This window comes from Thalassotalea sp. ND16A (assembly GCF_000764205.1).
GTDB lineage: Bacteria > Pseudomonadota > Gammaproteobacteria > Enterobacterales > Alteromonadaceae > Thalassotalea_A.
On record NZ_JQDZ01000112.1, the window covers coordinates 27,516 to 52,454 of the forward strand.

30 protein-coding genes are annotated in these 24,939 nt (G+C 41.6%); 17 read left to right on the top strand and 13 right to left on the bottom strand.

Annotated elements, in window-relative coordinates; translation table 11 throughout:
* Position 1: 1 nt before the first annotated feature.
* Positions 2-832, bottom strand: a complete 831-nt coding sequence (locus ND16A_RS03855; protein ID WP_033078741.1) for a DUF2797 domain-containing protein — start codon at positions 830-832, stop codon at positions 2-4.
* Between the two features lie 47 nt (positions 833-879).
* Positions 880-1,293 carry an alternative ribosome rescue aminoacyl-tRNA hydrolase ArfB gene (arfB, locus tag ND16A_RS03850; protein ID WP_033078742.1) on the bottom strand — a complete coding sequence of 138 codons (414 nt, stop codon included), beginning with the start codon at positions 1,291-1,293 and terminating at the stop codon, positions 880-882.
* A 97-nt stretch (positions 1,294-1,390) separates the two neighbouring features.
* Between arfB and ND16A_RS03845 the strand changes: the two genes are divergently transcribed.
* The gene (locus ND16A_RS03845; RefSeq protein ID WP_033078743.1) at positions 1,391-1,648 is read left to right on the top strand and encodes a GIY-YIG nuclease family protein; all 258 of its coding nucleotides are present in this window, start codon (positions 1,391-1,393) and stop codon (positions 1,646-1,648) included.
* Positions 1,649-1,780: 132 nt separating this feature from the next.
* Entirely contained in the window at positions 1,781-2,503 is a 723-nt protein-coding gene (locus tag ND16A_RS03840; RefSeq protein WP_033078744.1) for a DUF3581 family protein, read from the top strand.
* 85 nt (positions 2,504-2,588) lie between these two features.
* On the opposite strand, the gene ND16A_RS03835 is transcribed toward ND16A_RS03840, so the two are convergent.
* Together ND16A_RS03835 and ND16A_RS03830 are read right to left on the bottom strand one after the other, a co-directional pair.
* On the bottom strand, positions 2,589-2,846 hold the full coding sequence (locus ND16A_RS03835) for a PGPGW domain-containing protein (protein WP_235282205.1): 258 nt from the start codon (positions 2,844-2,846) through the stop codon (positions 2,589-2,591).
* A 120-nt stretch (positions 2,847-2,966) separates the two neighbouring features.
* Complete coding sequence (locus tag ND16A_RS03830) at positions 2,967-3,224, bottom strand: hypothetical protein (RefSeq protein WP_033078746.1); 258 nt, start codon at positions 3,222-3,224, stop codon at positions 2,967-2,969.
* Positions 3,225-3,356: 132 nt separating this feature from the next.
* Between ND16A_RS03830 and ND16A_RS03825 the strand changes: the two genes are divergently transcribed.
* Positions 3,357-4,229 (top strand): DNA ligase, encoded by an 873-nt coding sequence (locus tag ND16A_RS03825; RefSeq protein WP_152593914.1) that lies wholly within the window; start codon positions 3,357-3,359, stop codon positions 4,227-4,229.
* A 60-nt stretch (positions 4,230-4,289) separates the two neighbouring features.
* The gene (locus ND16A_RS03820; RefSeq protein WP_033078747.1) at positions 4,290-4,901 is read left to right on the top strand and encodes a LysE family translocator; all 612 of its coding nucleotides are present in this window, start codon (positions 4,290-4,292) and stop codon (positions 4,899-4,901) included.
* A gap of 41 nt (positions 4,902-4,942) precedes the next feature.
* Here the strand turns inward: ND16A_RS03820 and ND16A_RS03815 are convergent, their stop codons facing one another.
* A complete protein-coding gene (locus ND16A_RS03815; RefSeq protein ID WP_033078748.1) occupies positions 4,943-5,836 on the bottom strand; it encodes a class I SAM-dependent methyltransferase in 894 nt (297 codons plus the stop codon).
* Between the two features lie 391 nt (positions 5,837-6,227).
* Positions 6,228-7,655, bottom strand: coding sequence for a sodium-dependent transporter (locus ND16A_RS03810; RefSeq protein ID WP_033078749.1), 1,428 nt, complete (start codon positions 7,653-7,655; stop codon positions 6,228-6,230).
* Between the two features lie 317 nt (positions 7,656-7,972).
* Between ND16A_RS03810 and ND16A_RS21400 the strand changes: the two genes are divergently transcribed.
* Positions 7,973-8,131, top strand: coding sequence for a hypothetical protein (locus tag ND16A_RS21400; protein WP_160173540.1), 159 nt, complete (start codon positions 7,973-7,975; stop codon positions 8,129-8,131).
* A gap of 41 nt (positions 8,132-8,172) precedes the next feature.
* On the opposite strand, the gene ND16A_RS03805 is transcribed toward ND16A_RS21400, so the two are convergent.
* Positions 8,173-8,625: a DUF6491 family protein gene (locus ND16A_RS03805; protein WP_033078750.1), complete on the bottom strand. Its 453-nt coding sequence runs from the start codon at positions 8,623-8,625 to the stop codon at positions 8,173-8,175.
* A gap of 148 nt (positions 8,626-8,773) precedes the next feature.
* Between ND16A_RS03805 and ND16A_RS03800 the strand changes: the two genes are divergently transcribed.
* The 4 genes from ND16A_RS03800 (at position 8,774) to ND16A_RS03790 (ending at position 12,079) form a co-directional block, all read left to right on the top strand.
* Positions 8,774-9,112, top strand: coding sequence for a DUF1800 family protein (locus ND16A_RS03800; RefSeq protein WP_033078751.1), 339 nt, complete (start codon positions 8,774-8,776; stop codon positions 9,110-9,112).
* Complete coding sequence (locus ND16A_RS20740) at positions 9,064-9,345, top strand: DUF1800 family protein (RefSeq protein ID WP_235282223.1); 282 nt, start codon at positions 9,064-9,066, stop codon at positions 9,343-9,345. Before ND16A_RS03800 ends, ND16A_RS20740 begins: the two co-directional genes overlap by 49 nt.
* On the top strand, positions 9,336-9,719 hold the full coding sequence (locus tag ND16A_RS03795) for a DUF1501 domain-containing protein (RefSeq protein WP_052073254.1): 384 nt from the start codon (positions 9,336-9,338) through the stop codon (positions 9,717-9,719). The genes ND16A_RS20740 and ND16A_RS03795 overlap by 10 nt, the downstream gene beginning before the upstream one ends.
* A gap of 194 nt (positions 9,720-9,913) precedes the next feature.
* Positions 9,914-12,079 carry a multiheme c-type cytochrome gene (locus ND16A_RS03790; RefSeq protein ID WP_033078752.1) on the top strand — a complete coding sequence of 722 codons (2,166 nt, stop codon included), beginning with the start codon at positions 9,914-9,916 and terminating at the stop codon, positions 12,077-12,079.
* A 76-nt stretch (positions 12,080-12,155) separates the two neighbouring features.
* Here ND16A_RS03790 and ND16A_RS03785 read toward each other — a convergent pair whose 3' ends face one another.
* Both ND16A_RS03785 and rsmS read right to left on the bottom strand, forming a co-directional pair.
* The gene (locus ND16A_RS03785; RefSeq protein WP_052073255.1) at positions 12,156-12,788 is read right to left on the bottom strand and encodes a lytic transglycosylase domain-containing protein; all 633 of its coding nucleotides are present in this window, start codon (positions 12,786-12,788) and stop codon (positions 12,156-12,158) included.
* A gap of 77 nt (positions 12,789-12,865) precedes the next feature.
* The gene (gene rsmS / locus ND16A_RS20745; protein ID WP_081945653.1) at positions 12,866-13,027 is read right to left on the bottom strand and encodes a pleiotropic regulatory protein RsmS; all 162 of its coding nucleotides are present in this window, start codon (positions 13,025-13,027) and stop codon (positions 12,866-12,868) included.
* Between the two features lie 125 nt (positions 13,028-13,152).
* On the opposite strand from rsmS, the gene ND16A_RS03780 reads away from it, so the two are divergent.
* The 5 genes from ND16A_RS03780 to ND16A_RS20755 all read left to right on the top strand — a co-directional run bounded on the left by ND16A_RS03780 (position 13,153) and on the right by ND16A_RS20755 (position 16,988).
* Positions 13,153-13,869 carry an ATP-dependent zinc protease family protein gene (locus ND16A_RS03780; protein ID WP_033078753.1) on the top strand — a complete coding sequence of 239 codons (717 nt, stop codon included), beginning with the start codon at positions 13,153-13,155 and terminating at the stop codon, positions 13,867-13,869.
* A gap of 2 nt (positions 13,870-13,871) precedes the next feature.
* Positions 13,872-15,368: an inactive transglutaminase family protein gene (locus ND16A_RS03775; RefSeq protein WP_033078754.1), complete on the top strand. Its 1,497-nt coding sequence runs from the start codon at positions 13,872-13,874 to the stop codon at positions 15,366-15,368.
* Between the two features lie 8 nt (positions 15,369-15,376).
* A complete protein-coding gene (locus tag ND16A_RS03770) occupies positions 15,377-16,327 on the top strand; it encodes an alpha-L-glutamate ligase-like protein (RefSeq protein ID WP_033078755.1) in 951 nt (316 codons plus the stop codon).
* 208 nt (positions 16,328-16,535) lie between these two features.
* Entirely contained in the window at positions 16,536-16,706 is a 171-nt protein-coding gene (locus ND16A_RS20750; RefSeq protein ID WP_081945654.1) for a DUF2986 domain-containing protein, read from the top strand.
* 135 nt (positions 16,707-16,841) lie between these two features.
* Positions 16,842-16,988 (top strand): hypothetical protein, encoded by a 147-nt coding sequence (locus ND16A_RS20755; RefSeq protein ID WP_327144965.1) that lies wholly within the window; start codon positions 16,842-16,844, stop codon positions 16,986-16,988.
* A 2-nt stretch (positions 16,989-16,990) separates the two neighbouring features.
* On the opposite strand, the gene ND16A_RS03765 is transcribed toward ND16A_RS20755, so the two are convergent.
* Both ND16A_RS03765 and ND16A_RS03760 read right to left on the bottom strand, forming a co-directional pair.
* Positions 16,991-18,928, bottom strand: a complete 1,938-nt coding sequence (locus ND16A_RS03765; RefSeq protein WP_033078756.1) for a DNA topoisomerase III — start codon at positions 18,926-18,928, stop codon at positions 16,991-16,993.
* Positions 18,929-19,042: 114 nt separating this feature from the next.
* Positions 19,043-21,100: a beta-propeller domain-containing protein gene (locus ND16A_RS03760; protein WP_033078757.1), complete on the bottom strand. Its 2,058-nt coding sequence runs from the start codon at positions 21,098-21,100 to the stop codon at positions 19,043-19,045.
* Between the two features lie 135 nt (positions 21,101-21,235).
* On the opposite strand from ND16A_RS03760, the gene ND16A_RS0119600 reads away from it, so the two are divergent.
* Together ND16A_RS0119600 and ND16A_RS22035 are read left to right on the top strand one after the other, a co-directional pair.
* Complete coding sequence (locus ND16A_RS0119600) at positions 21,236-21,415, top strand: hypothetical protein (protein ID WP_033078758.1); 180 nt, start codon at positions 21,236-21,238, stop codon at positions 21,413-21,415.
* Positions 21,416-21,491: 76 nt separating this feature from the next.
* Entirely contained in the window at positions 21,492-21,998 is a 507-nt protein-coding gene (locus ND16A_RS22035) for a VF530 family DNA-binding protein (protein ID WP_033078759.1), read from the top strand.
* A 98-nt stretch (positions 21,999-22,096) separates the two neighbouring features.
* On the opposite strand, the gene ND16A_RS03750 is transcribed toward ND16A_RS22035, so the two are convergent.
* Positions 22,097-22,645, bottom strand: a complete 549-nt coding sequence (locus ND16A_RS03750; RefSeq protein ID WP_033078760.1) for a YkvA family protein — start codon at positions 22,643-22,645, stop codon at positions 22,097-22,099.
* A 299-nt stretch (positions 22,646-22,944) separates the two neighbouring features.
* On the opposite strand from ND16A_RS03750, the gene ND16A_RS03745 reads away from it, so the two are divergent.
* Positions 22,945-24,204 carry a DUF3667 domain-containing protein gene (locus tag ND16A_RS03745; RefSeq protein ID WP_033078761.1) on the top strand — a complete coding sequence of 420 codons (1,260 nt, stop codon included), beginning with the start codon at positions 22,945-22,947 and terminating at the stop codon, positions 24,202-24,204.
* Between the two features lie 27 nt (positions 24,205-24,231).
* On the opposite strand, the gene ND16A_RS03740 is transcribed toward ND16A_RS03745, so the two are convergent.
* A complete protein-coding gene (locus tag ND16A_RS03740; RefSeq protein ID WP_033078762.1) occupies positions 24,232-24,789 on the bottom strand; it encodes an acyloxyacyl hydrolase in 558 nt (185 codons plus the stop codon).
* Positions 24,790-24,939: the final 150 nt, after the last annotated feature.

Here is a 24,939-nt window from a genome sequence, read left to right on the forward strand (position 1 = left end):
GTTAATAACTTGCTGTAATTTCGTAGGAAGTGAATTTACGCATATTGATAACGCCAGTATCAAAGTACAAATACTGGCCCTTAATGCCCATTAGCGTGCCGCCAACGGTCGCGGTTTTATCGAAGTTAAAAGAGCTTATTTTCGTTGGGTACTCTAATACTGGAAAATCAATTTCCACCACCTCTTCATCCAATCGCTGCACCGCATCGTCACCGAATTTTAATTTAATATCCATCAGGCGTTGTTCTATTTGTGGGATTAATTCAGCCGCCTTTGCTTTTAAATCAATAGATTCAGCTTTGCCTTTGAGCATATTGCGCCAATTGGTTTTATCGGAAATGAACTCTGCCAAGGCAATTTCAACTAAACCTGACTGTAAGCGAGTACTCACTTTGAATATTGGTAACGCCTGATTGGCTCCTTGATCTATCCAGCGAGTTGGCAGTTGCGTATGGCGGGTAATACCAACTTTAATGGCGGTGGTATTGGCCAAATAGACATAATGTGGCACGAAACAATTCGCTTCTCCCCACTCGGGTTCACGACAGGTGCCCTGGGCAAAGTGACACGTTTCTGGCTTCATAATGCACATGTCACATTTGGCCAGTTTCATCATGCAGGGATAACAAAAACCTTGTGAATAACTCTTTTTGGTTTTTTTCCCGCACTCCATACAATGAATTTTGCCGCTGTGGGTCAGGGTAAGTTGTTTGCCAATTAACGGGTTTAACGCCAGTGAGTGCTCTGATAGCGGTAGTTGATATTCCACCTGGCCATCGATTAGTTGCGATGTCATTTTTCGGATATGACCGGTAAGGGTATTTGTGCTCATAATTGCTCTGTTTCTATATTTATATTGGCTTATTTAAACTTAACTTATTAAAATTTAACTTTACCGCGACCGCTTTTCAGTTGGCCGCGCTTGTTTTTGCTGTCCATACGTCTTCGTTGTGACGCTTTCGTCGGTTTTGTTGCTCGTCTTGTTTTTTGTACAATGGTCACTGGGGTGAGCAGTTCGATTAAGCGCTCTATCGCGGCGGCCCTATTTTTCTCTTGGGTGCGAAATGATTGTGCCTTGATAATGATCACCCCATCTTTGTTGATGCGACTATCATTAAGGCTTAAAATTTTTTCTTTATATTCATCGCTAATGCTAGAAGCTTTTACGTCGAAGCGTAAATGAATGGCAGAAGACACTTTATTGACATTCTGGCCGCCGGCACCTTGCGCTCTGATGGCATTTAATTCGAGTTCTTGCTCGTTAATTACCAGCCGATTTGATATAACTATCATAGTTTAGTGATCCTTTTCACCATGAAAAATTACTGTTGGCAAGCGGTTACACCCAGTAACTTTTAGCCCATAATAACGATAATGAGAACAATAATAAATGGCAAAACCCTGGTTTGTTTATATTTTACATTGCAGCGACGACAGTTTGTACACTGGCATTACGACAAATATTGAAAGACGTTTACTGGAACATAACCAGGGTGGGGTGAAATCGGCAAAATACACTCGTAATCGCTTACCGGTTAAAATGGTGCATCATGAGCAATGTCAATGTCGATCTTCTGCGACAAAAAGAGAAATGGCAATTAAAAAGCTGACAAAAAAGAAAAAATTGCAGCTAATTGCTGCTTCATGACTGAATTTAAGGTTATTTGCTGCTTATCACATGTCTTCGTGGTCTGATTAGTAGATTAAACTTCGATTTACAGCGCATTCGCTGCTAAACTACGCCCCGCAAACACGCATCAGGAAAGGAAAATATTAAACAATGTTTATTGAAGAGTATTATAGCGAAGAAAATCAAAGAGTTAGTTTTACTCGTCAGCAAGCGAGCGACTTTGCCAAAGAAATCGCCGATGATTTTAATCCTATTCACGACGTTGATGCCAAGCGATTTTGCGTACCTGGTGATTTACTATTTTCGATTATTTTGGCGAAATCGGGTCTCAACTCGAAAATGACCTTCAATTTTTCCGGCATGGTAACCGATACCGTCGCCTTAGCGTTTCCTACCCAGGTCACAGCAAGCGCCCAGGTCCTGGACGATAATGGCAAAGAGTACATGAACTACGCCGTATCGGGTGAACACAGCAAATGTGAAACTTTAATCGATTCGTTGATCCGCTCTTATGTTGAATTCTCCGGTCATACTTTCCCGCAAATTCTTGGCAATTTGATGGAAAAGAATAATGTAATGATCAATCCGGCAAGGCCGATGATTATGTATCAGAGCATGGAAATTGATCTAGACACCCTGAATTTAACTGAAGTTTCGTTAGAATTGAATGAACAGGAAACGATATTAACCGTTGATGGCAAACGTGGTCAGGCGAAACTGAAATTTGATCTGTTAAGTAACGGCAAAGTCGTTGGTCATGGCGTTAAATATATGGTGTTAAGCGCGTTACGTGAATATTGCCATGAGCAGATGAGCGAAGTAAACACGCGCTTTTACGCAATAAAAGATGCATATTACGCCAATAAAAAATAGCCGCCGTATTCGCTAATCAGCAATTATAAGATGAAACAGGCCCGCTCTATAGCGGGCCTGTTTTGTGTACGGGGATTAAATCTTATTAAGCTCTTTTTAATTTTCGCACTACGCCATCCATCTTACCAGCCGCCTTACTTGAATAGCGTTGATATTTTCTCAACCATTTTTTTGCCGCCGGATATTCAAAACTTAGCAATGCCAATCCTACCGGAATAAACAAAATTGCCGGGCCGGGTAATACCAAAAAGATAATTCCGATCAATAAAATAATTCCGCCCAGTACACTGATAGCTTTGGTTTTTAACTGTTGCATAATTTTCGCTTCTTTAATCAATTTCAATTAATTTTCATAATTTACAAGACTCATTTAAATGATTAGCAGCAAAGCTCATGCCATAAAAACAAATACCAGTAAAAACAGACTGTTATATATTTTGTTGAGGTTTTATTGATAACCATATTAGTGTTTTTTACTATTTTGTCGTTGCTTTAACCGCTTTAATTCGGCCTTTGGCAGCTTGTTTTTACTGCATAGCCACCATAAATTGCGGGCCTGCTTTTCTTTTTTCTTCAGTTTTTCCCCTTGTCCCACGGTATAACCTGCACGCAGCTGGCTTTGAACTTTTTTAAGTTTATTCAGGTAATATTGGCAATCAGGTTTCGCTGACGCTGAGCAAGATAAGCAAAAAATGCTGACGAGGATGATGAGCTTGAACATAAAACACTCCTTGTTTGTTTGTTCTCTAACAGCCTTTAGTGTAGTTGTGATAAATAAATTTGCCGAAAAAGTTCTGAATAAATCAAATATTGACTAAAATAAAGATCTGCTCAATCAGAAAAAGGATTTTCTATGAACACACAGCCTATCTTGGGTTTATTTATTTGCATGTTCAGTTTCGTTTGCTGCCAGTTTATTGTCCAGGCCAAGACGGAGCCAATAGCGCCGGTTTCAACATCAAAGAGGTTGCAGCACGGTAAAATGTATCGTACTGGAATTAATATTAGCGATTACTACGTCAGTGAAAAACTCGATGGTGTCCGCGGTTATTGGGATGGCGGACAATTGCTATCGAGAGCCGGAAATAAACTTTCTGCACCAAAATGGTTTACTGAGCAATTTCCCACGATTGCACTCGATGGTGAACTCTGGATTGCACGTGGAAAGTTTTCTGAAACGTTAAGTGTTATCTCCCGGAATAGCGCACATCAAGGTTGGCAAAATGTACGTTATATGATTTTTGATTTACCTGCTCATCAAGGCACGTTTGCTGAGCGGGTAACGGCAATGCAACAGCTTGTTGCCGATAATGATTCGCCGTATTTAAAGATGATAGAACAAATAAAATTAAGCTCAACGGATACGCTTGAAAATGTATTAACGAAAGTGATTAAACTTGGTGGCGAAGGATTAATGCTGCATAAACAAAGTGCCTATTACCATCCCGGCAGAACGGATAATTTATTAAAATTGAAGGCCTTTGCCGACAGTGAAGCTAAGGTGATTGGCCATACTCCGGGGAAAGGCAAATATTCAGGCCTGTTAGGTGCACTTATCGTACAAACACCGAAAGGAACCGTGTTTAAAATTGGTAGCGGCTTTAGCGATAACCAAAGACGAAATCCACCCGCAATCGGCACTGTCATCAGCTATAAATATTGGGGCTTCACTCGTGGCGGTAAACCTCGATTTGCCACTTTTATGCGAATACGCAATTCTTTATAACACGAAGGCAATATTATATGGTATATACTCCTCGAGAATTATTTGAGTGGTTGAGAGTTTATGGAATTGCAATTGTGGTTATCTTTGGTGGTTATTTGCATGTTAGGGGCGTTGTCGCCAGGACCGTCATTAGCTTTGGTAGTACGCAATACTATGCTGGGTGGCAAAAACTCGGGTCTGGCAACTGCAATTAGTCATGGCATGGGCGTAGCACTATATGCCGCTATTGTGGTTACCGGTATTGCTCTTGTCCTTATCCAGTCGCCATTAATTTTTCAAGCTATCCAATATGGCGGCGCCGCGTTTTTATTGTATTTGGCCTTTAAGGCGCTCAGCAGTAAAGGCAGTAAACTAGATGTAGCCGATACATACGGTGAACCAAATGAGCAAGTGAACGCTTGGCGTGATGGCTTTTTAATTGCTTTTTTAAACCCGAAACTGGCGATATTTTTCTTAGCCTTGTTTAGTCAGTTTGTCGATGTCAACGCCAGTTTTGAGCAAAAGTTGATCATGGTACTGACCGTAGGTGGCATTGATACCATTTGGTATTGTTTGGTCGCCTTTGGTTTATCCCGAGGCCCGGTGCTGGAACGGTTGAAAGCCAAAAGCAGCATCATAGATAAAGTCACCGGGGTGGTGCTTATTGTTTTGGCTGTTCGCGTGGTCGTTTAACGCCGCTTTAGGGGTTCGATTTTTAGGTCGCTCGATAAAGCTTATTGCTGATATTCAAAAATCAGTACTTTTAAGCCTTTACCTGTCATCGCTTCTTTAAACACATTCGGCGGTTGCAGACGTTCCATTAATTCACATTGTGGACATTCTTTGGCAACCATATCAATGAGAAAATTTTCGTCTAAATCGGGCGAATTTAAACATAACATCACCAATCCTTTATCATTCATTAGTTGCGGTAAACGGCGAATAATTTTGGGGTAGTCGCGTTTAATATCAACACTGCCTTTTTGAAATGATGGTGGATCTGAAATCAATAAATCATAAGGGCCATGTTTTTTTAAACGACCGTAAGATTTAAAGATATCGACCCCTTCAAATTTTACTTTAGTTAAATCGTGCTGATTCAGCCGGTGATTGTCCCGGCCCTTGGCTAAGGGAGATTTGCTGATATCCACATTTACCACTTTGTTCGCATTACCGGCAATAGCAGCCACTGAAAATGCGCAGGTATAGGCAAACAGGTTTAATACATTTTTATTCTGACTATGTTCTTGCACCCATTTTCGGCCATTTTTCATATCGAGAAAAATACCGTTATTCTGCGCGTGGGCAAGCTGTAACTGATATTTTAAACCGTGCTCAATGGCTACTAAATCGCTAACGTCAGCGCCAGCCAACAGTTGATAAGGCGCTTTAGCCCGGCATCGAAACTGCACTTTCACTGTTTTACAACCGTCAATATTCTCAAGCAGCTGCTCGGCGCAAACTTCTAACCACGGCTCACTTTCTTCCTTGTAAAGAGTAATTAAAGCCACCGGTGGTAGCCAGTCGACATTGACGTGTTCAAAACCAGGATAAGCATGACCACGGCCATGAAAGAGTCTTTGGCATTCGGTTACCGAAATATCGCTAAAATTAATGTGGCTGATCATATCGTTGCAAGTAAGAGGTGTAATAGGGCGGAGTGTAGACTAATACGGTCTGGGATTAAAGTGTAAATAATAGGGATAAGGTAAAGGTACAAGGTACAGGCGGTCAAGTTGATGCTATTCGCTTGCAAATATAACCGAACCTAATTTGAAACTCTATGTTCAAAAAGTAACTTCACTTATCGCTCAAGCGAGTTGCCCGAAGCCAGTAGCTCGATGCCCGCAGCTTATCTGTAAAATCTAAACGATCTATTCGCTCGCTGTGGCTGCTTGTACCTTGTACCCTGTATCTCGTACCTCGCACCGGCTGCCCGTAGCTTTTAGCCCGCAGCCCGTGGCCCGGTGTGTACCGGGCTTGAAAATGCAAATCGATGGTTTGTCGCAACCCTATAAATTAACTAAACACATCGTAACCAAAATAAATTTTAGCTACGGTATTGAACAGAATTGCCGCCAGAATAAACGGTATGAAGGTGCCTAAAGAAAAGTCCACGTATTTGGCCAGAATGGAATTACCAAAGCTGGAGCTGCCTTCGCTAAGTTCAGCATTTAAGTTATGCTTTTTCCAGCGATAGCTAACGAATAAACAAATCAATAACCCGTTCAACGGCAAAATGGTGTCGTAGAACATGTCGTAAATGACATCGAATAATGACTTGTCCTGGCCACCACCGTAAGTAGTGAATTTGGTTAAAAACTCCACCATGCCAAATGACAATGTTGCTAATACGGCAATTAAACCACCCGAGATAAACATGGTTCTCAGCGCTTTTTTACGAGTTAACTTTTTCTCATCAATCAGATATGAAATCGGCACTTCCATGATCGAAACTAAGGAGGTAATTGCGGCAAAAAATACCAACAAAAAGAAAATTGCGGCAATAGCACTGGCCAGGAAGTAACCCACGGTTGCTTGCAAGGCTAAGAAAATTTTCGGTAAAAACACAAAAATCATCGACACTGAACTGTCACTCAAATCGTCCGGATTAACCTCCGGATTGAAAGAGAAAATGGCAGGCAATACCATTAAGCCGGCAATAAAGGCAACCGCAGTATCGGTAATGGCAACGAGTTTTGCTGAGCCTTCAATATCGGTTTCTTTTGAAATGTAGGAGCCGTAAGTGACTAAGATGCCCATACCCAATGATAATGAGAAAAATGCTTGTGACATTGCGCCAGAGATCACCGCCGGCGTAATTTTGTTTAAATCCGGTACCAGATAAAATTGCACGCCGGCCATCGCATTATCGAGCGTTAATACAAAAATAACCAAGAGAATCAGCATCACAAATAACGCCGGCATCATTATTTTGGCCGCTCGTTCAATGCCATCCTTTACCCCGAAACTGAGAATAACGCCTACTACTGCACCCACGGCTATCATCGCGGTAAATAAGTAATATGGATTATTAATGATTTCACCAAAACCGGCGTTACTGGCCAAGTAATCGAGCTGACCACCTAAGGTCATGATCAGGTAAATAAAGATCCAGATGGTCAAGACCGTATAAAATACCGCTATCATGAACGGCGTAATAATGCCGAGTAAACCCGCTAGCCGCCATTTTGAATTCTCACCAGCTAACGCGCTATAGGCCCCTACCGGGTTTTTTGCGGTTTTACGGCCAACGGCCATTTCTGCCATCATTACCGGCAAACAGATGGCGATGATAAAAATGGCGTACATTAACAAAAAGGCGCCGCCACCGTTTTTGGCCGCATTTACCGGAAAGCCGACAATATTACCAATACCCACGGCAGAGCCTGCCGCAGCCAATATAAATCCTAGTTTAGAGCTAAAAAGCTCGCGAGGTGCACTCATATGGGATCCTGTTTTTAATTCAATTTATCTAATTTTATTATAGTTTTATCTGATTTTATTCTTGTTTTTTCAGCTGATGAAAGCGTGAAGCAATCTGATGCTAGCAAGGTTCGCCAGTGATGTCTTGTCGAAATGTAATTAATAACCGCGATCACTGTAAGTAATTTTATCCACTTTTACAAAATGTGGTTATAGATACGCTCTGTATGGTTTTGAATTTTTATGCTTTTAAGTATCATATTTACCCTGGAATTTACTTGATCTTTACATTGCGGCGCTGCTTACATTATTAAAACCTGGTTAAAGTGAGCAATCCGATGTTTTACCTTACTCAGGAAATCTTGCATCTCTATTTTAATCAACAAACGGCACTAAGCGATAACCAGCAGCTGCTAATCAGTCAGCAACGAGTTAAACAGCTAAAACAAGCGTATTTTGGTCAGGAAGTTCAGCGTTACTCGTTTCTTATATGCTGATGGCGATCGCGTTTCGCTCTTACATGCAACCGTTTTTGATTCTATCGGCCATCCCTTTTGCTGTCTTCCTCACCTGTTGCGGCTGTTTTCTGAGTACCTTCATCATTTAACTTTTCAGGGTGCCATTTGTAAATTTTCATAATGGTACAACTGTCATGACGAGACATATCGGCATCGGTGATCACTTTGTCACCACGTGATAAACAGCTAGAACTGCCACGACTTATCGTGGCAATTCGCATCATCGCCCATTGCGGGTCGCAAGTACCAATTAGGTCTAATTTATAGGCCTGACGGCGGCGGTCAAAAACAATGAGCGCTTTATTATCATCCTCAAGTGGGCGCCAACCATCCATATTGCGGTTAAAGCAGATTTGATTAACCGCTTCACCTTGTCTAATATCTGGCGTCTTTTCTTCTTTCGCTTGCTCTGTGGCAGCACAAGCGGATAACAGTGCAACGGCAAAAAAAATAACACGTTTTGTTTTAAACATATTCACCTACTCTCAATTGTCCATAAAAATTACTCATCGATGATATTCTTTAAGTATAGGGACGGGAAGGCTTTATGTGTAAAGTTATGTAAAAGCACTAGAGCTCTGTAAATAATTGTTAGGGTATACAACAGTAAAGGTAAGCTTTATGAGTAATGTATCAAATAAAACCAGCGCCGTGATTGCTGCTAACCGTTTTGGTTTAGGCGCTAAACCTGACGATCTTTACCAGGCCGAAAAAGATCCGCAAAAATGGTTAACTGCGCAATTAACGCCAGTAAGGTTTACTCAGGAGTTACCTACCTCAGACCAATTATTTCAGCAGCTTAGTGACTATCAAACGATTAAAAAGCAAAATAAAAAAACAACGTCAGTGCAGAGAAAGGCAAAAAGGACAATAAAAAACGCAGGCATTTTATTCAAACAACCTACCGACAACTGGCAACCGATGCCTTTGCACAAAGTATCAATAGCGATAACAGTTTAGCCTGGCGTTTGCTCGACTTTTTCTCAAATCATTTTAACGTTTCGGCTAACGGCCAGGTAATGACAGTGATCGCCGCCACGCTTGAGCGAGAAGCCATTGCCGGGAATTTATTTAACCGTTTTGAAGATATGTTACTGGCGGTAAGTAAACATCCGGCGATGTTAATTTATTTAAACAATGAACGTTCATTTAGAACGGCTGGGATACCCATAATAACCAAGAGTTGCGCCTAACCAGACAACTCAGTGATTTAGATAAAGGACTTGCCGCATTAAAAGATGAATTAGGGGATTACTGGCAAAATACGGTAGTGATGGTTGCCACTGAATTTGGCCGAACGGCAAGAGAAAATGGTACCGTTGGCACCGATCACGGTACTGGCAGTGCGATGTTTATCGCCGGTGGTGCCATTAAAGGTGGCCAAGTATTAGGGCAGTGGCCTGGGTTAAAAAATGAACAATTATTTAACGGCCGGGATTTAATGCCTACCAGCAATACGTTTTCATGGATGGGGGCGGTGTTGCAGCAACATTGGCAACTATCTGATAGTCAAATTGCCAAGATATTTCCACAGCATAAAGCTTACCAGCAAACATTACTGGGCTAATGTTCCAGCTCAATCTCCAGGACTGCCATAAGAGTAACTCACTAATTTAATTTGAATTCGGATAATGAGTGCTTGATATTAATTTAAATTGGTTTTTACTCTTATGGTTTACATCATTATTTAATTCTTTACACTGTTGTAGACTATTTATAACAAACAACTAAAACAGACAACTTAAACAAGCAAGGCCAAGCATGCATTTATTTTCAAAAATTATTGTTCCCATCGCGATATTAACGAGTACCTTCATTTCATCGATTGTATTCGCTCAAACTGAGCAACAATGCGTTGCTTGTCATCAAGAACAGGTGAGTGGCTGGCAGCAATCGGATCATGCCAAGTCGATGGCAATAGCAGATAAGAATAGTGTATTAGCGCCGTTTACTGAAGAAGTTGCTGAGCACTATGGGCAAAAAGCCAAGTTTTATCGCCAAAGTAAACAGTTCAAAGTGGATATTTCTTATGGCAAGAGCATTGATACCTATACGGTTGACTATACCTTTGGTCATTATCCGTTGCAGCAGTATTTAGTGGAAACCAAACAAGGTGGATATCAAGTACTACCATTCGCCTGGGATTCAAGAGTGAAGGATGAAGGCGGGCAACGTTGGTATCATAATTATCAAGATGAAGAAATAAAGCCCGCCGATAGGTTGCATTGGCGCCAGCCGCTGCAAAACTGGAATGGCATGTGTGCCGATTGTCATTCGGATGGCTTAAAACGTAACTACGATCTCGATAAAAACCAATTCTCTTCCACCTTCACCAACATCAATGTGGGCTGTTTATCTTGTCATGGCGCCATGTCAGAGTCACACTTATCCCAACAGCAAAACAAGCAATCGCCTACAGTAGCTACAAAGCAAGGGGCATGGCATCGAAAAGCCGGTCAAAACACGGCAAAGTGGCAGGGCGAAAAGCGTGATAACAGCTTTATGGAGCAATGTTTTGCCTGCCATGCTCTGCGTGCACCATTAACCGATGGTATCGACCCGAAGAAAGCATTTTTAGACCAGTTTTCGCCACAGTTTATTCAATCCCCTAATTATCATGTCGATGGTCAAATCAAAGAAGAAGTGTACGTTTACGGTTCATTCTTACAAAGTAAGATGTATGCCAACGGCGTAAACTGTATTGATTGCCATGATCAGCACACAATGAAAATCAAAATTGCTGGCAACGGTTTATGTTTGCAATGTCATGCCAGTGAAGTGTTTGATAAACCAGAACATCATAATCATCAAGCCAATAGTGACGGTGCACAATGCGTGAATTGTCATATGACCGAAAATCGTTATATGGGGGTTGATGACCGTCGTGATCACAGCTTTAAAATTCCGCGTCCCGATTTATCGAAAAAATTTGCCAGTCCAAATGCCTGTACCAGTTGTCATCAGCAAAAAGATAATGACTGGGCCGTTGCGATGTTGAAAAATTGGCAGGTAAAACCCAGAGCTGACAGCGTCAGCAGACAACATTTTTGGACAATAAAAAATGGCCTGCCGATCACGATTGAACAACACCTGGCCATAATTGCCGATGAAAACCTAGATATCATGTCAAGAGCGACTGCCTTGCAAATGTTAGGACAAAGCACTGAGCAACTGAGCGCGCCGTTATTAAAACCTTACGTAACGCATAAAGAAGAATTGCTGCGGTTAGCCAGTGCCAATGTCGGAGTATTAGTTCACCCCGGGTTTCGCGCCGAGTTATTGGCACCTTTGCTCGATGACAGCTTGAAAGCCATTCGAGTCGCCGCAGCCAGAGCATTAGCCGATGTCTACATTCCTGAGGCCGTGGTTGCAAGCTTTGACCAGGCATTTAAAGAATTAACCCTGGCAAACCAGCTAAGCAGTTGGCGTGGTGAAGGACGGTTAAATCTGGCATCGATGGCAATGGCGAAAAACGATCTCAAAAGCACAGAGCAAGCCTATAAACAAGCGATCGAAGTTGAGCCGTATTTTGATGCCGTCTATTCCAATTTGGCCGAGCTCTATCGTAGCCAGGGCAAAGATAATCAAGTGGCCTCGGTATTAAACAAAGGCATTAATCAGGTACCTACTTCGGCATTACTGCATTATGCCTATGGCTTGCATTTTGTCCGTCAGAAAAAATTACCAAAAGCGATTGAATTGTTCAAAAAAGCGATGGTTTTAGCACCACAAGACCCGCAATACCCTTATATTTATACCTTGGCACTCGACGGTAATGGCGAAACTGATAAAGCAATTTTGTTATTAACGGACTACGTAAAACGCTATCCGCAAAATCAGCAATTAGTGGAATTAGGCTTGTCGTTTTCGCAAAAACGTCAAAATAGGCAAGCTTTTGAGTATTTTATGTCGTTAAGGCAGGATTAAAGGTAGTAAGGAAGCAAGTTAGAAAGTTAGAAAGTTAGAAAGGCAAAAGTAGCAAGGTGGTATAAAGGGTAAGTGGTTAGCTTTGTTGGCGATAGCGTGAATGCAAAATTCTTACCCGCTCAACGTAGACCACAGTTTCAGAGTATGGCGGGATGCCGCCAAATTTTTTCACCGCCCCTTCGCCGGCATTGTAAGCGGCAGCGACTAATTTAATGTTGCCGCGATATTTCTTCATCAGTTTGGCTAAGTGCTTCACCCCGCCATTAATATTATCTTTGGCGTTAAGTGAATCTTTCACTCCCAGTTCGATTGCCGTCGCCGGCATTAATTGCATTAAGCCTTGCGCCCCCACTTTCGAAATAGCCTGTTCTTTAAAGTGCGATTCGGCATGAATAATTGCCCGGATCAAGGCCGGATCCACATTGTGTAAAAATGCAGTTTGTTCAATAGTGTCTTTATAGGCAGCAGTGTTTAGCGGGGTGTTATGCCAGTTAACCATGGAGCTAAGATTACAAGCATAACAGCCAAATTCGACTAATTTATAGCGCACCCCTTGCGGCTCAATGTCGGTAAATGATGGAATTCCCGTTTTAGAATTGTACTGATACACCAATGGCTCTTCCGCCATGGTGACAGGCATAGTCAAACCGGCATTTAGTGACAATATGCCGGCAAAGATACTGAATTTTGGTTTACGATAAATGAGCAATTGCTTTTCTTATTAACTTATATATCTTCTTTGAAGTATTAATGATTATAGTAAAACTATCTGATTTTGCTGGAAAATTAACTTTGTTCAGCGGAAGAGTTAGCCAGTTTGCGGTTAAAATCCTGGCTTACTATGGCTAATGCTTTAAGCACCGTTTCGGTGTCTAACTCACTTTCTTCGAGCAGTTGAATCAGATCAACGGCTAACTTTACGTGCTGCGGTGCATTCTCAAGAGACATGATGAACTAATTCTTGGTAAAATAAATACTTATATCGTACATATTATTACACTAATTAAAAGCACATTTTTGCCAATATGGCATACAATTATAACTATCTCTAAAAAATTCCTTAAGTATCTAGTATGTTCAAAAACATAATGTTAACAGCTTCTTTGATTGTTTTGACTGGTTGTGTTGCCACTTCTGAGAAGGTTGAGCAAAACAGTGAAAAATTAGCACAAGTTAACAGCAATATCGTCAATCTCGAAAAATCAATTACCGAGCAAATTTCCTTACATTGCCAACAAGATAACCAAGAGTTGGCCAAGCAACTGGCCGTTGAAATTACTCAGCAGCAAGCTAGCGTCAACGTTGACGCTACGGAACCAGAAGTTGTTTACGTTGAGCGCTGTTCAATTAAAGATAAAAAAACCAATATTTACACGAATAAGTTATTGCTTGGCAGCGTCGAAACGGTATTTTTGAATAAAGAAAAGTTAAGTTTTGATGCTCGTATTGATACTGGCGCAGTGACCTCCTCCATCGGCGTTTATAACGAGACTCGATTTGAGCGTGATGGTAAAGACTGGCTCCGATTTAATTTAACTAACAGTGCAGACGCTAAAACTTACGAGTATCCGGTCTATCGTATTATTCGCATTATTCAACAAACCAGTACCGAAACCAATCGTCGCCCGGTGGTTAAGTTAAAATTTGCGCTCGGCGGTAAGTCTTATACTTCTGAGTTTAGTCTGGCAAACAGAGATCACCTGCAATATCAAGTTCTGATCGGCAGAGAATTTTTAAGAGATATCGCGGTGGTTGATGTAAGCAGTGAACATTTATTAAGTAGGAAATAATTTTGAACTCTCGTGTGCCTTTTTTCATTTTAGTTACCGCATTAGTCTTTGCCGGGTTAAGCAGCATCTATTACCGACACGCTGAAATGGGCGTACCACTTACCGCTGGTGAACAAATTGATATATGGCAAATTGAAGCAGAAATTGAGTTTATTGGTAAAGATGCCCCGGTAAATGCCAAGTTTACTTTGCCAAAGGATCCCAACTTTGACCTGGTCGATGAGTTTACTGCCTCACCAGCCTACGGTGTACATGTAATAAGGGATGAACAAAATTCAGAAGTGGTGTGGAGTAAACGTCAGGTAAAAGGTAAACAAACGTTATACTATCAGGCCAGCTATAAACTGGCACTAAATCCAGTCGATGAGCCGATAGCAAAAGAGTTGCCAGAAGCTGAAATGCTAAGTAAACCTCATCAACGCTCGGCCCAGGAGTTGTTAAATGAAGCTTATGATAAATCAGGCAATCGAAAATTCTTGATTTTACAAGTACTCAATTTACTAAATTCTGACAATCAGAATGTTGCGCTGCTGTTATCGAAATATTCAAAAACTGAAATTTTTGTGCAGTTAATGACCATGGCGAAAGTGCCGGCCATGATGGTACGTGGTCTGGTATTAGAAGACAGCCGTCGTAATCAACAGCTGATCCCGTTATTAAAAGTTTATGTGAATAACCAATGGCAAATGTTTGACGTGGAAGCGGGTAAATTCAGCAAAGAGTTACCGATATTGGTTTGGCAGCAAGATACCCCTTCTTTACTTGATGTAACCGGGGGTAAAAACTCGAAGGTTTCATTTTCTATCAGCCATAGCACTCAGAGTGCCTTGCGCGAGGCAAACAGCTCAGCGACCAAAGGCGACGTCTTCGATTTTGGGCTTTATCATTTACCCATTGAAGAACAAAACTTATTTAAAGGTATTTTGTTATTGCCCATTGGCGCCTTAGTTGTCGTATTATTGCGAGTGATTATTGGCCTTAAATGCAGCGGTACGTTTATGCCGATATTAATTGCCACGTCCTTTATTCAAACCGAATTAGTCACCGGTGTCGTCGGTTTTTTAGTGATAGTGTCGGCCGGTTTAATTATTCGCTCATATCTGTCACATCTTAATCTATTGCTAGTATCGCGAATATCGGCGGTGGTGATTTTAGTGATCGGCATCATTGTTTTATTTACTGTTATCGCCTTTAGAATGGGGTTAACCGAAGTATTATCCATCACCTTTTTCCCGATGATCATCATGGCCTGGACCATTGAGCGGATGTCAATATTGTGGGAAGAAGAAGGCGGCAAAGAGGTGCTGATCCAAGGAAGTGGTAGCTTGATTGTGGCGGTAATCGCGTATTTGATGATGGACAATCCGTTAATTCGCCATTGGGCATTTAACTTTTTAGGTGTGCATTTATTAATCATGGCGGCGGTATTATTAATGGGCCAATACACCGGTTATCGTCTGTTAGAATTACGTCGTTTCAAACCTATGGCCGAAGATTAGGGGGTAACATGTTTAATTTTGCCAACCCGTTTAAACTGCGCGAGCGCGGCATTATGGGGATGAATCAACGGAACTTTTCTTACATCGGCCGGTATAATGATCGTTCACTATACCCAAATGTTGATGACAAATTAAAAACCAAAAATTTGGCGTTAGAACATAATGTTGCGGTGCCAGATTTAATTGGTATCGTGCGCTATCAGCATGACGTTAAGCAAGTGTTTGATATTTTAAACCAGCATAATGGCTTTTGCATTAAACCCGCGAAAGGTAGCGGTGGTAAAGGCATATTGGTAATTTTACAAACCGATGACAATGGCTATAAAAAAGCCAGTGGTGAATACGTTTCTCATGATGAAGTGATCCGCCATATTTCCAATATCCTGGCCGGTTTGTTCAGTTTAGGTGGCGCCGCCGATGTCGCCGTGATTGAAGCCTTGATTGAGTTCGATCCAATCTTTGAAGGCCTTAGCCATGAAGGTGTTCCTGACATACGTTTAATTGTATTTCAGGGCTACCCGATGATGGCTATGCTGCGTCTGGCCACCCATGCCAGTGATGGCAAAGCCAACTTGCATCAAGGGGCCGTGGGCGTAGGCATAGATATCGCGACGGGGAAGGCAAAGCGAGCGGTGCAATACGACTGTCCTATTGAAATTCACCCGGATACGGGCAAGAGCTTAACCGAGGTCGAAATTAACAACTGGCAACGTTTACTGACGTTAGCGGCCGGTTGCTATGAAATGTCTGGATTAAAGTACTTAGGTGCCGATATTGTTTTAGATAAGCAAAAAGGGCCGCTAGTGCTAGAGCTTAATGCTCGCCCAGGTTTGGCCATTCAAATTGCTAACGGCATGGGCATGCTACCTAGATTAAAGCAGATAGAGGCGTTAAATCATAGGCGCGGCGCTAGTATTGCTGCACGAGTGGAATATGCACAAACTCACTTCAACAATTAATCACATCCATATACTCATTGGTATAACATTGCGATTAAAAGCTGATTTTTATCGCTCTATTGACCTACTTGCCGCTTATTTATCGAATGCCATCGAGAAAACGCAGTGATCTTTAGTCGCCGGGTAGTTCACCAACCGTAAAACTGATAAAATTGCTATCAGTATATCGTCAACGCATTTGTTTAAGAGTAGTTAACTAAGGTTTGTTATGAATCGAAAAAAGAAAGTGAAATCAACGCTGAAAGCGCAATTGAAACGAGCTAATGCCAAAAAGAATCCAAAAAATAAGCCGAAATACATTTCGAAAGCGGAGCGAGCCAAGCTAGAGCAAGAGCAACTAGAGCAAGAACAGTCAGCGCCGGAGCAGTTAGAGCATTAATACATGGATAATGGTATGTAGTAGAATAACGCACTAGTCCAGGAGGTACGTAGGTAGAATAATGCAGGAGAAATTATCGCGGAGTAGTTATCGCGGAGTGAAACGTGCAGGGTTATACCATAAGTAACAATCAACATGACTTCGATTTTGAGCTCATTTATGCATTTCTTTCCACCAGCCACCAGAGATGCCCATAGCTTATACGCTCAGTACGGCTTTAAGCCGGTAGAAAATCCAGAAATATTAATGCAAATATGGCAACCTGACGTTTATCAGCAATAATGTTATGACGCTTTTTTCGTTGTTTTTTTAGCGCGCTTAAACTTACCTTTTCTTTTGGGCTTAAATTTTACAGGTGGTAAATTGGCAAATGACTGCTGACTAGCACCATTGATCATAGTGTGAATAGTCTCATGTAAGGGCACCATAAAACTTTGGTAATTGACTGTTTGCTCACAAATGGCATTCAATGTTGCTTCCCATTGTGCCGTCATATCTGGCTTTGTTGCCATGCCTGGCAAGGCATTAATTAACGCTTTCCCTACCTCAGTAGCTTTAATTTGTTTGCCAATACGCTGCAAAAATCCACGTTTAAATAATAACTCAATAATTCCTGCGCGGGTGGCTTCGGTGCCTAAACCATCGGTATCTTTGAGGATTTTTTTAATCTCGCCATCACTCACATAACGAGCAATACCTGTCATTGCCGTCAGCAAACTGGCATCGGTAAAACTTTGCGGCGGTTGTGTGTTTTTTTCTAACAGCTGGCCTTGCTTACAATGCAATACATCGCCTTTGGTTAATTTCGGCAAACGTTGGTGCTCATCTGCTGCAGCTGTTTTTTTAGTGTCAGCGGCATGTTGTTTAAATATTGCTTTCCAGCCAATTTGTTGAGGAACTTTGCCGTTAACCTTAAATTCTCCGCCGGCAATGGTTAATGTTATTTTGGTTTGTTGATACCCATATGCTGGATAAAACTGAGCAAGATATTGGCGCACAATAAGCGCGTAAATATTTTTTTCAAAGGCATTCAGATTAATGTTATTGGCCGATTTTTCGCTGGGAATAATGGCATGATGGGCACTCACTTTTGCATCATTGAAGGCCTTAGATTTAATCCCAAGATTGGCGCCTTGGGCATATTGACTAAATTCTAATGCTGAACTGGCCAGCATTTTAGTGATAGCTGGCGCTTGCTTAAAATGTTCCGCCGGTAAATAACGACAATCAGAGCGTGGGTAAGTGATTAATTTATGCTTTTCATATAAGGCCTGGCAAACATCGAGCACCAGCTTAGCATTCATTGAAAACGCTCTTGCCGCTTCAATTTGCAACGTCGACAAGTTATACGGTAACGGCGCATGTTGTTGTTTTTGTTCAACCGACACATAACTAACAACAGCATCTTGATTGGTTATCCGGGCAACAACATTTTCGGCAAGCCCCTTTACTAAAATTCGTTTTTCATCATCCATGTAAGGTGCACAGGCCTGACTTGGTTGCCATTTTGCAGTAAAAGCTTCATTTTCTCGGGTTTCTATATGAGCCAATACTTCATAAAATGGTTTACTGACAAAGCAGTCAATCGCCTGGTCTCTCTCGACCACCAGGCCAAGTATTGGTGTTTGCACGCGACCAACCGACAATACGCCGTTATAGCCAGATTTCTGCCCTTGCAATGTATAAGCACGGGTAAGATTGATGCCATATAACCAATCAGCACGTGAGCGAGCCAGGGCTGAAACAGACAGTGGCATAAATTGGCTATTCGGTTGTAATGAGTTTAACGCACGTTTCACCGCGGCAATGTTTAAATCGCTAATTAGTAAACGTTTAATGTTACTCTTTTTAGTGTTACTGACGTTTAAATAATCAATCACTTCATCAATGAGTAACTGGCCTTCGCGGTCAGGATCGCCGGCATGCACAATGTCATCACATTGTTTCACCAGTTTGCGTAACACCGTCAGTTGTGCGCGAGTATTGGCTTTTGGCTTTAATTGCCACTGCTCAGGAATGATCGGCAAGTGTGCCATTTGCCATTTTTTGTATTTGTCATCGTAGGCATCAGGATCGGCTTGCTCTAAAATATGGCCGATACACCAACTAACCACATCACCATTACCGACCTCAATAAAGCCTTGCTGTTTTTTATGAGGTTTAGGCAATGCTGCGGCAATGGCTCTGCCAAGGCTTGGCTTTTCGGCAATGTATAGTTTCAACGAATACACTCGCTAGTATTTTGTACTTTGAAATGAATACTACACTACCACTGTTATTTTATACAGTTATCTTTTTGGATAACTGTATATATGCCTGTTTTTGCATTTAGCCATTTATTGCGGGCCAATGACCAGTTCCGGGCTTTGCCATCGTGCAGAAAAAACAAATGGACCATGAATGTAATGAACATTATTGCCATCGATCACGCTGCGACCATTGGCGTAATAGTAAGGATAGTTGCGTTCCTGGTTGCTTTGCTCGGCCTTGATCACCCCGGTACTGCTCAGTGGCTGTTGGGTATTGTCCAAGTCAATATCAAATAGATATAAACCGGTATGATCCCAACGGCTACTATCAAGGTTTTCATCCATAACACGTACTGTCACGGGAAACGCTAAGCGGTAGTGATTGCTTGCAGTGGTTAAAATGGAAATGGCACGGTGTTCATAAAGGGCCTGGCTTTGGCTGTAACGATCGCCGATCACTGTCGTTGCCAATTGTCTGGGCTGATCGAGTTGAGAAATATCAAACAAGCCCAATTTAACGCCGTCATTGCCATCACCTTCCTGACCAATGCCAAATAAGTGATGTTCGCCAAGGGGATGCAGGTAGGTCGAGAAGCCAGGGAGCTCCAATTCACCGGCAATGAGCGGATCGTCAGCGGTGGTTAAGTCAATAACATAAAGCGGGTCGGTACGCTCAAAAGTGACGACATACACCCGGTCTTGAAAAAATCGGACGGCAAAAATATCTTCATTATCTTTGCCTATTTTTTGAGGTCGGTTTGCATTGGGCAACTGGCCAATGGCCTCTAGTTGCTGATTGTTATCATTGGTTTGCAATACAAATAATTGATGATCTAGCCTGTCACTTGCATCTTCTGTGTTCATGCTGGTGATAATACGTAATAAGTCATTGTTTTCATTGAGCCTAAACTTTGCTCCTCGGCGTAAGTGACCAGGTACTATGCCGGTTGCCCGGTAATCGACTCCTTGTTCGCTAAGTTGCATTTGCTGGATAACCGTATTGCGCTCTTGAGAATCATCTTGCCAAATAGTAGAGGTAAGATAAATGGCGCTTTTCGACATGTAAAAATCATGGTGTGTACTGTTAATGCAAGTGGAGCTGTATTGCTCTGGATTGGTTAAATCAAAAACACTGATATTGATGATATTACGATGCACTGAGTTACTGTTATTGTCCGCGGCGATATAGCAATTTTCCGGCAAACTCAGTAATTGTGCATCTTGTTGATCGAAACGTATCATCGGCAATAAATGTTGTGCGGATAACGCCGCAACTTGTTCGTCATCGGCCTTATATTGTTGCTTTGATTTGGGCGATGGGAACGCTAATTCTGGTCGGTTGGGCCGATATGAACTGACCACATACAATTTATTATCGATACGACGGCTTTGTAACAAATACCCTTCAATTTCAATTTCTTTGGTCAGCGTTGGCGTCGCTGGTACGCTGGTATCAAAGGCAAGAATATGCACACTTTGTCGGGATTGATAGTCGGCAATCCCCCAATCATCCGCGGCCTCATTATAATTGTACTCACTGGCAAAAACAGTCAATTGCTGATCATGCAAATACATAGAATGAAATTCATAGTCGTCGGAAGATTCAATACGACTGATTTCAGTAGATTGATTGTCTTCATTGGTCTGCATGATGCGAATGTAAGAATTTTGCGAGTACCAGGGAGTATCGTCTACTGGCTCTGTGGTTATTGTTGCAGCAGCAACAACGCCTCCAACACCACCAACGCCTCCAACACCACCAACGCCAATATTGCCAAAGTTTTGATTGGCTAAAATATATAGCTGTTCACCATCATATTTGACCCGGTCAGCTTCGTCGATGCCGGCTTCTATGGTGTTGGTTGTTGAAAAGCCGGGACCGCCACCACTGGCATCCGTCCCTGCGCTTTCTGCTGTTGCTGAACTCGGTGCTGGGCCATTAAAATAATAGCGATTGGCCGAGTAGAGCATGCTGTTGCGAAGATTGGTTAAGGTTTCTTCCGCATCAGTTGCTTGACGAAACCCTTTTGTTGATGCACTAGGAGCTTCTAGCTCTATCACCGAATAATCATCTTTTTCGTCGCTGCCACAACTTGCCAGCAATAACATTAATACTACCGCACTGAGTAATTTAACTAGATCCATTTAGATTTCCATTCTTTAGTTTTAGTCCTAAGCTTAGGTTAACCAATAATATGCCGCTTGTCACTGATCTGATATTAGCGACTGTGCTGATGCCAATGACAACCACAAATTCCGAATTTTCAAAGCTATGAAGGGGTGCTACCGTCGGCGAAAATTGATGATGGCGCCAGTATTGACTCGTTAACGATTATTTCTGGCCTGGGATACACGGTCGCTTCAGCCTATATGTGGTATACCTCATTGCTGCAAATGTGGTGGTATCCGTTTCAAGGAAAAAGCAGCTCTGAGTCACCATGGTTTGGCAGAAATTTATGATTAGTTGGCGATAAACCTATTCAAAGCTGCTATCTGAATTTATAATCTATAGTATTAACCATTGTCAGGAAAAATCATGAGTATATCGGTAGAAGAACAACAGAATAACCCTTTGCATGGGTTAAAATTAGAAATATTACTCAATGAGTTAGTCGACTATTATGGTTGGGAAATACTGGCCGTAGCCACCAACATTAACTGTTTTCAAAAAAATCCTAGCATAGACTCAAGCTTAAAGTTTTTGCGAAAAACCGAATGGGCGCAGGAAAAGCTGGAAGCGTTTTATTTATACAAGTTTAAACACTTACCCCGCCCGAGTGACAGCCAATACGATTTACCGCCGCGGCAACGCTTGATCCCGCTGGATCAAACTCCGGGCGAGCCGATGGAATTAACTGTGCAACTATTGCAAACTCTCAATGAAAGAAAAGCGGAACGAGCGGCAAATTTTAGAGGCAACTCCAGAGGCAGTTCCAAACCACGCTCGGCTCGCCCTCAGCGTTCAAGCTCAAGACCGGATAACAACTCGCAATCAAGCTCACCTGCCGATCCGTGGGCGAAATTTAATGCGGAAAAGAAGTAATTTTTATCGCAATTTGATTATTTTGAGCGGTTATTAAAAAGCCTTTATCAAATAGATAAAGGCTTTTTAATCAGTATTCTCAAGGGTAAAGACTCAGATTAAAATATCGAACGGAATGAACCACCACCACGACGGCGAGAAGAGCGACGATTTCTCATCCGTGAATGCAACTCACGGCGTTTGGCATCTAACCAATCATCTTGAGTAATCGTTTCATCACCGGCTCTGCCTTGCTCGCGTAATCGGTACGCACAAAATTCATCAAAAGCCTCAATATTGTCTTTTAAATCTTCAGCCACTAATTCGATCATAATGGCATCATCTAAAAAGCCCAATACCGGAATATCGTCAGGCACTAGATCTTCTGGATCACTAAAGTAGGCTAAAGCGCTTAATACATCGGCGCGCTCTTCACTGGGAATTTTCCATTCACTGTCTTCAATCATCGCGATTAAAGTTTCTAATTTTTTAATTCGCTCACTAACGAAGGTAGGAACATTGCCTTTCACATCTTCAATAAGGCTTTTAGCATTTGCTAAAATCACTTGCTCAGTTAATGACTTTGCGCCATCTTGAGCTTTGCGCATAACCCCACGAAAATGCTCCAAATCTGATTCTTTTAATTCGAAGGTAACTTCAAACGCCATTATCGTTCTCCTAATATTATGGATGTCATTTATTATAATTTGCTGTTATTAACCCCTTAAATTTAACAGAGAATCAACATTTAACCACCATCAATAGTGCATATATTTAAATTTTTTTGTTTAAAAGTATGAATCAGTTATTATTTGTTCAATAGTAATACCAATTTGATTAAAAATGAGCAGATATTTAAGCAAATTGGTATAATAACCAATTAATTTGAATAGATAATTGTAATTACTCTACTTATGTTCTCGTCACGGTGAACGGTTGCGGGGGTTACTCGGGTATTTTTATCCTTATGGCGAACACGGAAACAGAAGATACGCAGTTAAGTGCCGCGTCTGCAGTGGCTGCAGATAAATCGATTTGTCGCAATTGCAAAGCCCAGCTCAATGGTCCTTATTGTGCTCAATGTGGCCAAGATTCAGAGTCGACGATAAAATATTTCTGGTTAGTGATGTTGCATTTACTCGACGATATCTTTAGTTTCGACTCTCGGGCAAGCCGTACCATTTGGCCATTATTAACCCGTCCGGGTTTTCTTACCAATGAATATATTCTCGGCCGAAGAGTGCATTATGTGCCACCACTAAGGCTCTATTTATTTATCAGCATCATCTTTTTCATCACCTTGGAATTTTTTGCCGTCAGCGAAAACGGTAACCTTATTAATATTAACAATGATGAAAGCGTGCTTAGCCAAGTGACGACTCACATTGGCGAATTAGAGCAACAACGGGACTTGTTGCTTAGCTCAGAAGATCAAGAACAACAACGTCAGTCAGAAGCGCTGCAATTGGTTACGCAACAGTTAGAGACATTTCATTACTATCAAACCGATCTTGGCGAGCAAAGTAATAAAATACGAAAGGCGATAGCAGGCGAACTTATTGGCCTTGAATTTCGACAAATTAAATCGGCGAAACCGTTAACAGAAAGCCAGCAAAAACAATACGCCAATTTGACCAAAAAACTCGCCAAAGTGAGAAATGGCGAGCAGGTGAATTTGCTGACTCTTGGCAGTAGTAGCGATGGCACCTTGTCATTGCCATTTTTGCCAGCAGCACAAAATGCCATGGTGAACGATTTTGCCAGTCAATTAGAGAAAAAAGCGTCGAAAGCATTTCAAAGCGATACCGGGCCCTTGTTAGAGCAAATAATCAGTAAATTACCGCCATTAATGTTTGTCCTGTTACCCATATTTGCCGCCTTACTGAAAATTATGTATTTGTTTTCCAAACGCTTTTATATGGAGCACTTAACTGTTGCCCTACATAGTCACAGTTTTGTGTTTTTCACTATTCTACTACTTGAAATTATTGATATGGTACAAGATCAGCTAATAACTGGCTTGCCGTGGTTAGACACAAGCTTAAACGTTGTGGCGATTTGTTTGCTGGTGTGGATACCGATTTATTTGTTCATCATGCAAAAGCGTATTTACCAGCAAGGCTATATTATGACTTCGGTTAAGTACGTTGTTACGGGGATGGCTTATACCGGGTTAATTAGTATTACCGCGATGGTTGCCTTTATTTGGGGACTAACCGAGCTTTAAATAGCCCAATGCATTAAATTAAACGGCTTACCAATGATAACCATAACCAATTGAATAAACATTCGCGCCCTGGTTTTTCTTCTCAAAATCCGCATTAGAATAATGGATTAACGATAACGAAAATTGATGTCTTTGCTTATACAGTAAACTAAACTCAAGCTTGTCTTCAAATAACCAGCGCGTGCCTAATTCTCGATAGCCCCAATTTATCCCTCTATGATAACTGATGCCAATACCGGCAGCGATGTATAAATCCAGGTTGTTTGATAGCGTAGCGAGTTGATATTTGAACAGGGGGGTTATCGAAATGCCCTCAATATCTTCATACCAATCGTCATCATACGACCCCCATTTTTTACTGTTATCCCGCCATTGCATATACGAAAATTCAACATCGACAGTAATGTGATTTTGTTCTAAAAACTCTATCCTGGTCGAAACGGGAAGAACATAAGCAATCCTGACTGCGTCATTGTAATCATAACCGGAATACCTGGGAGGCGACTGGCCGACAGACACTGAAACGCCATTGGCGACACTCAGAAAAGAACATAAAAACAAAGTTACCGATAATGTTAATTTCAAAGCTGAGTTTCCCTTCAGTCTGCTTCTTATATTTATATGTATATGTTTAGTATATGGCATTTTTAGCAAGGCTGAACTTTAGTTGTTTAAATTAACTAAACTTATATGGTTCATTCGGCTTTTCCGTTGCCTCTGCATCAAGGTAAATGT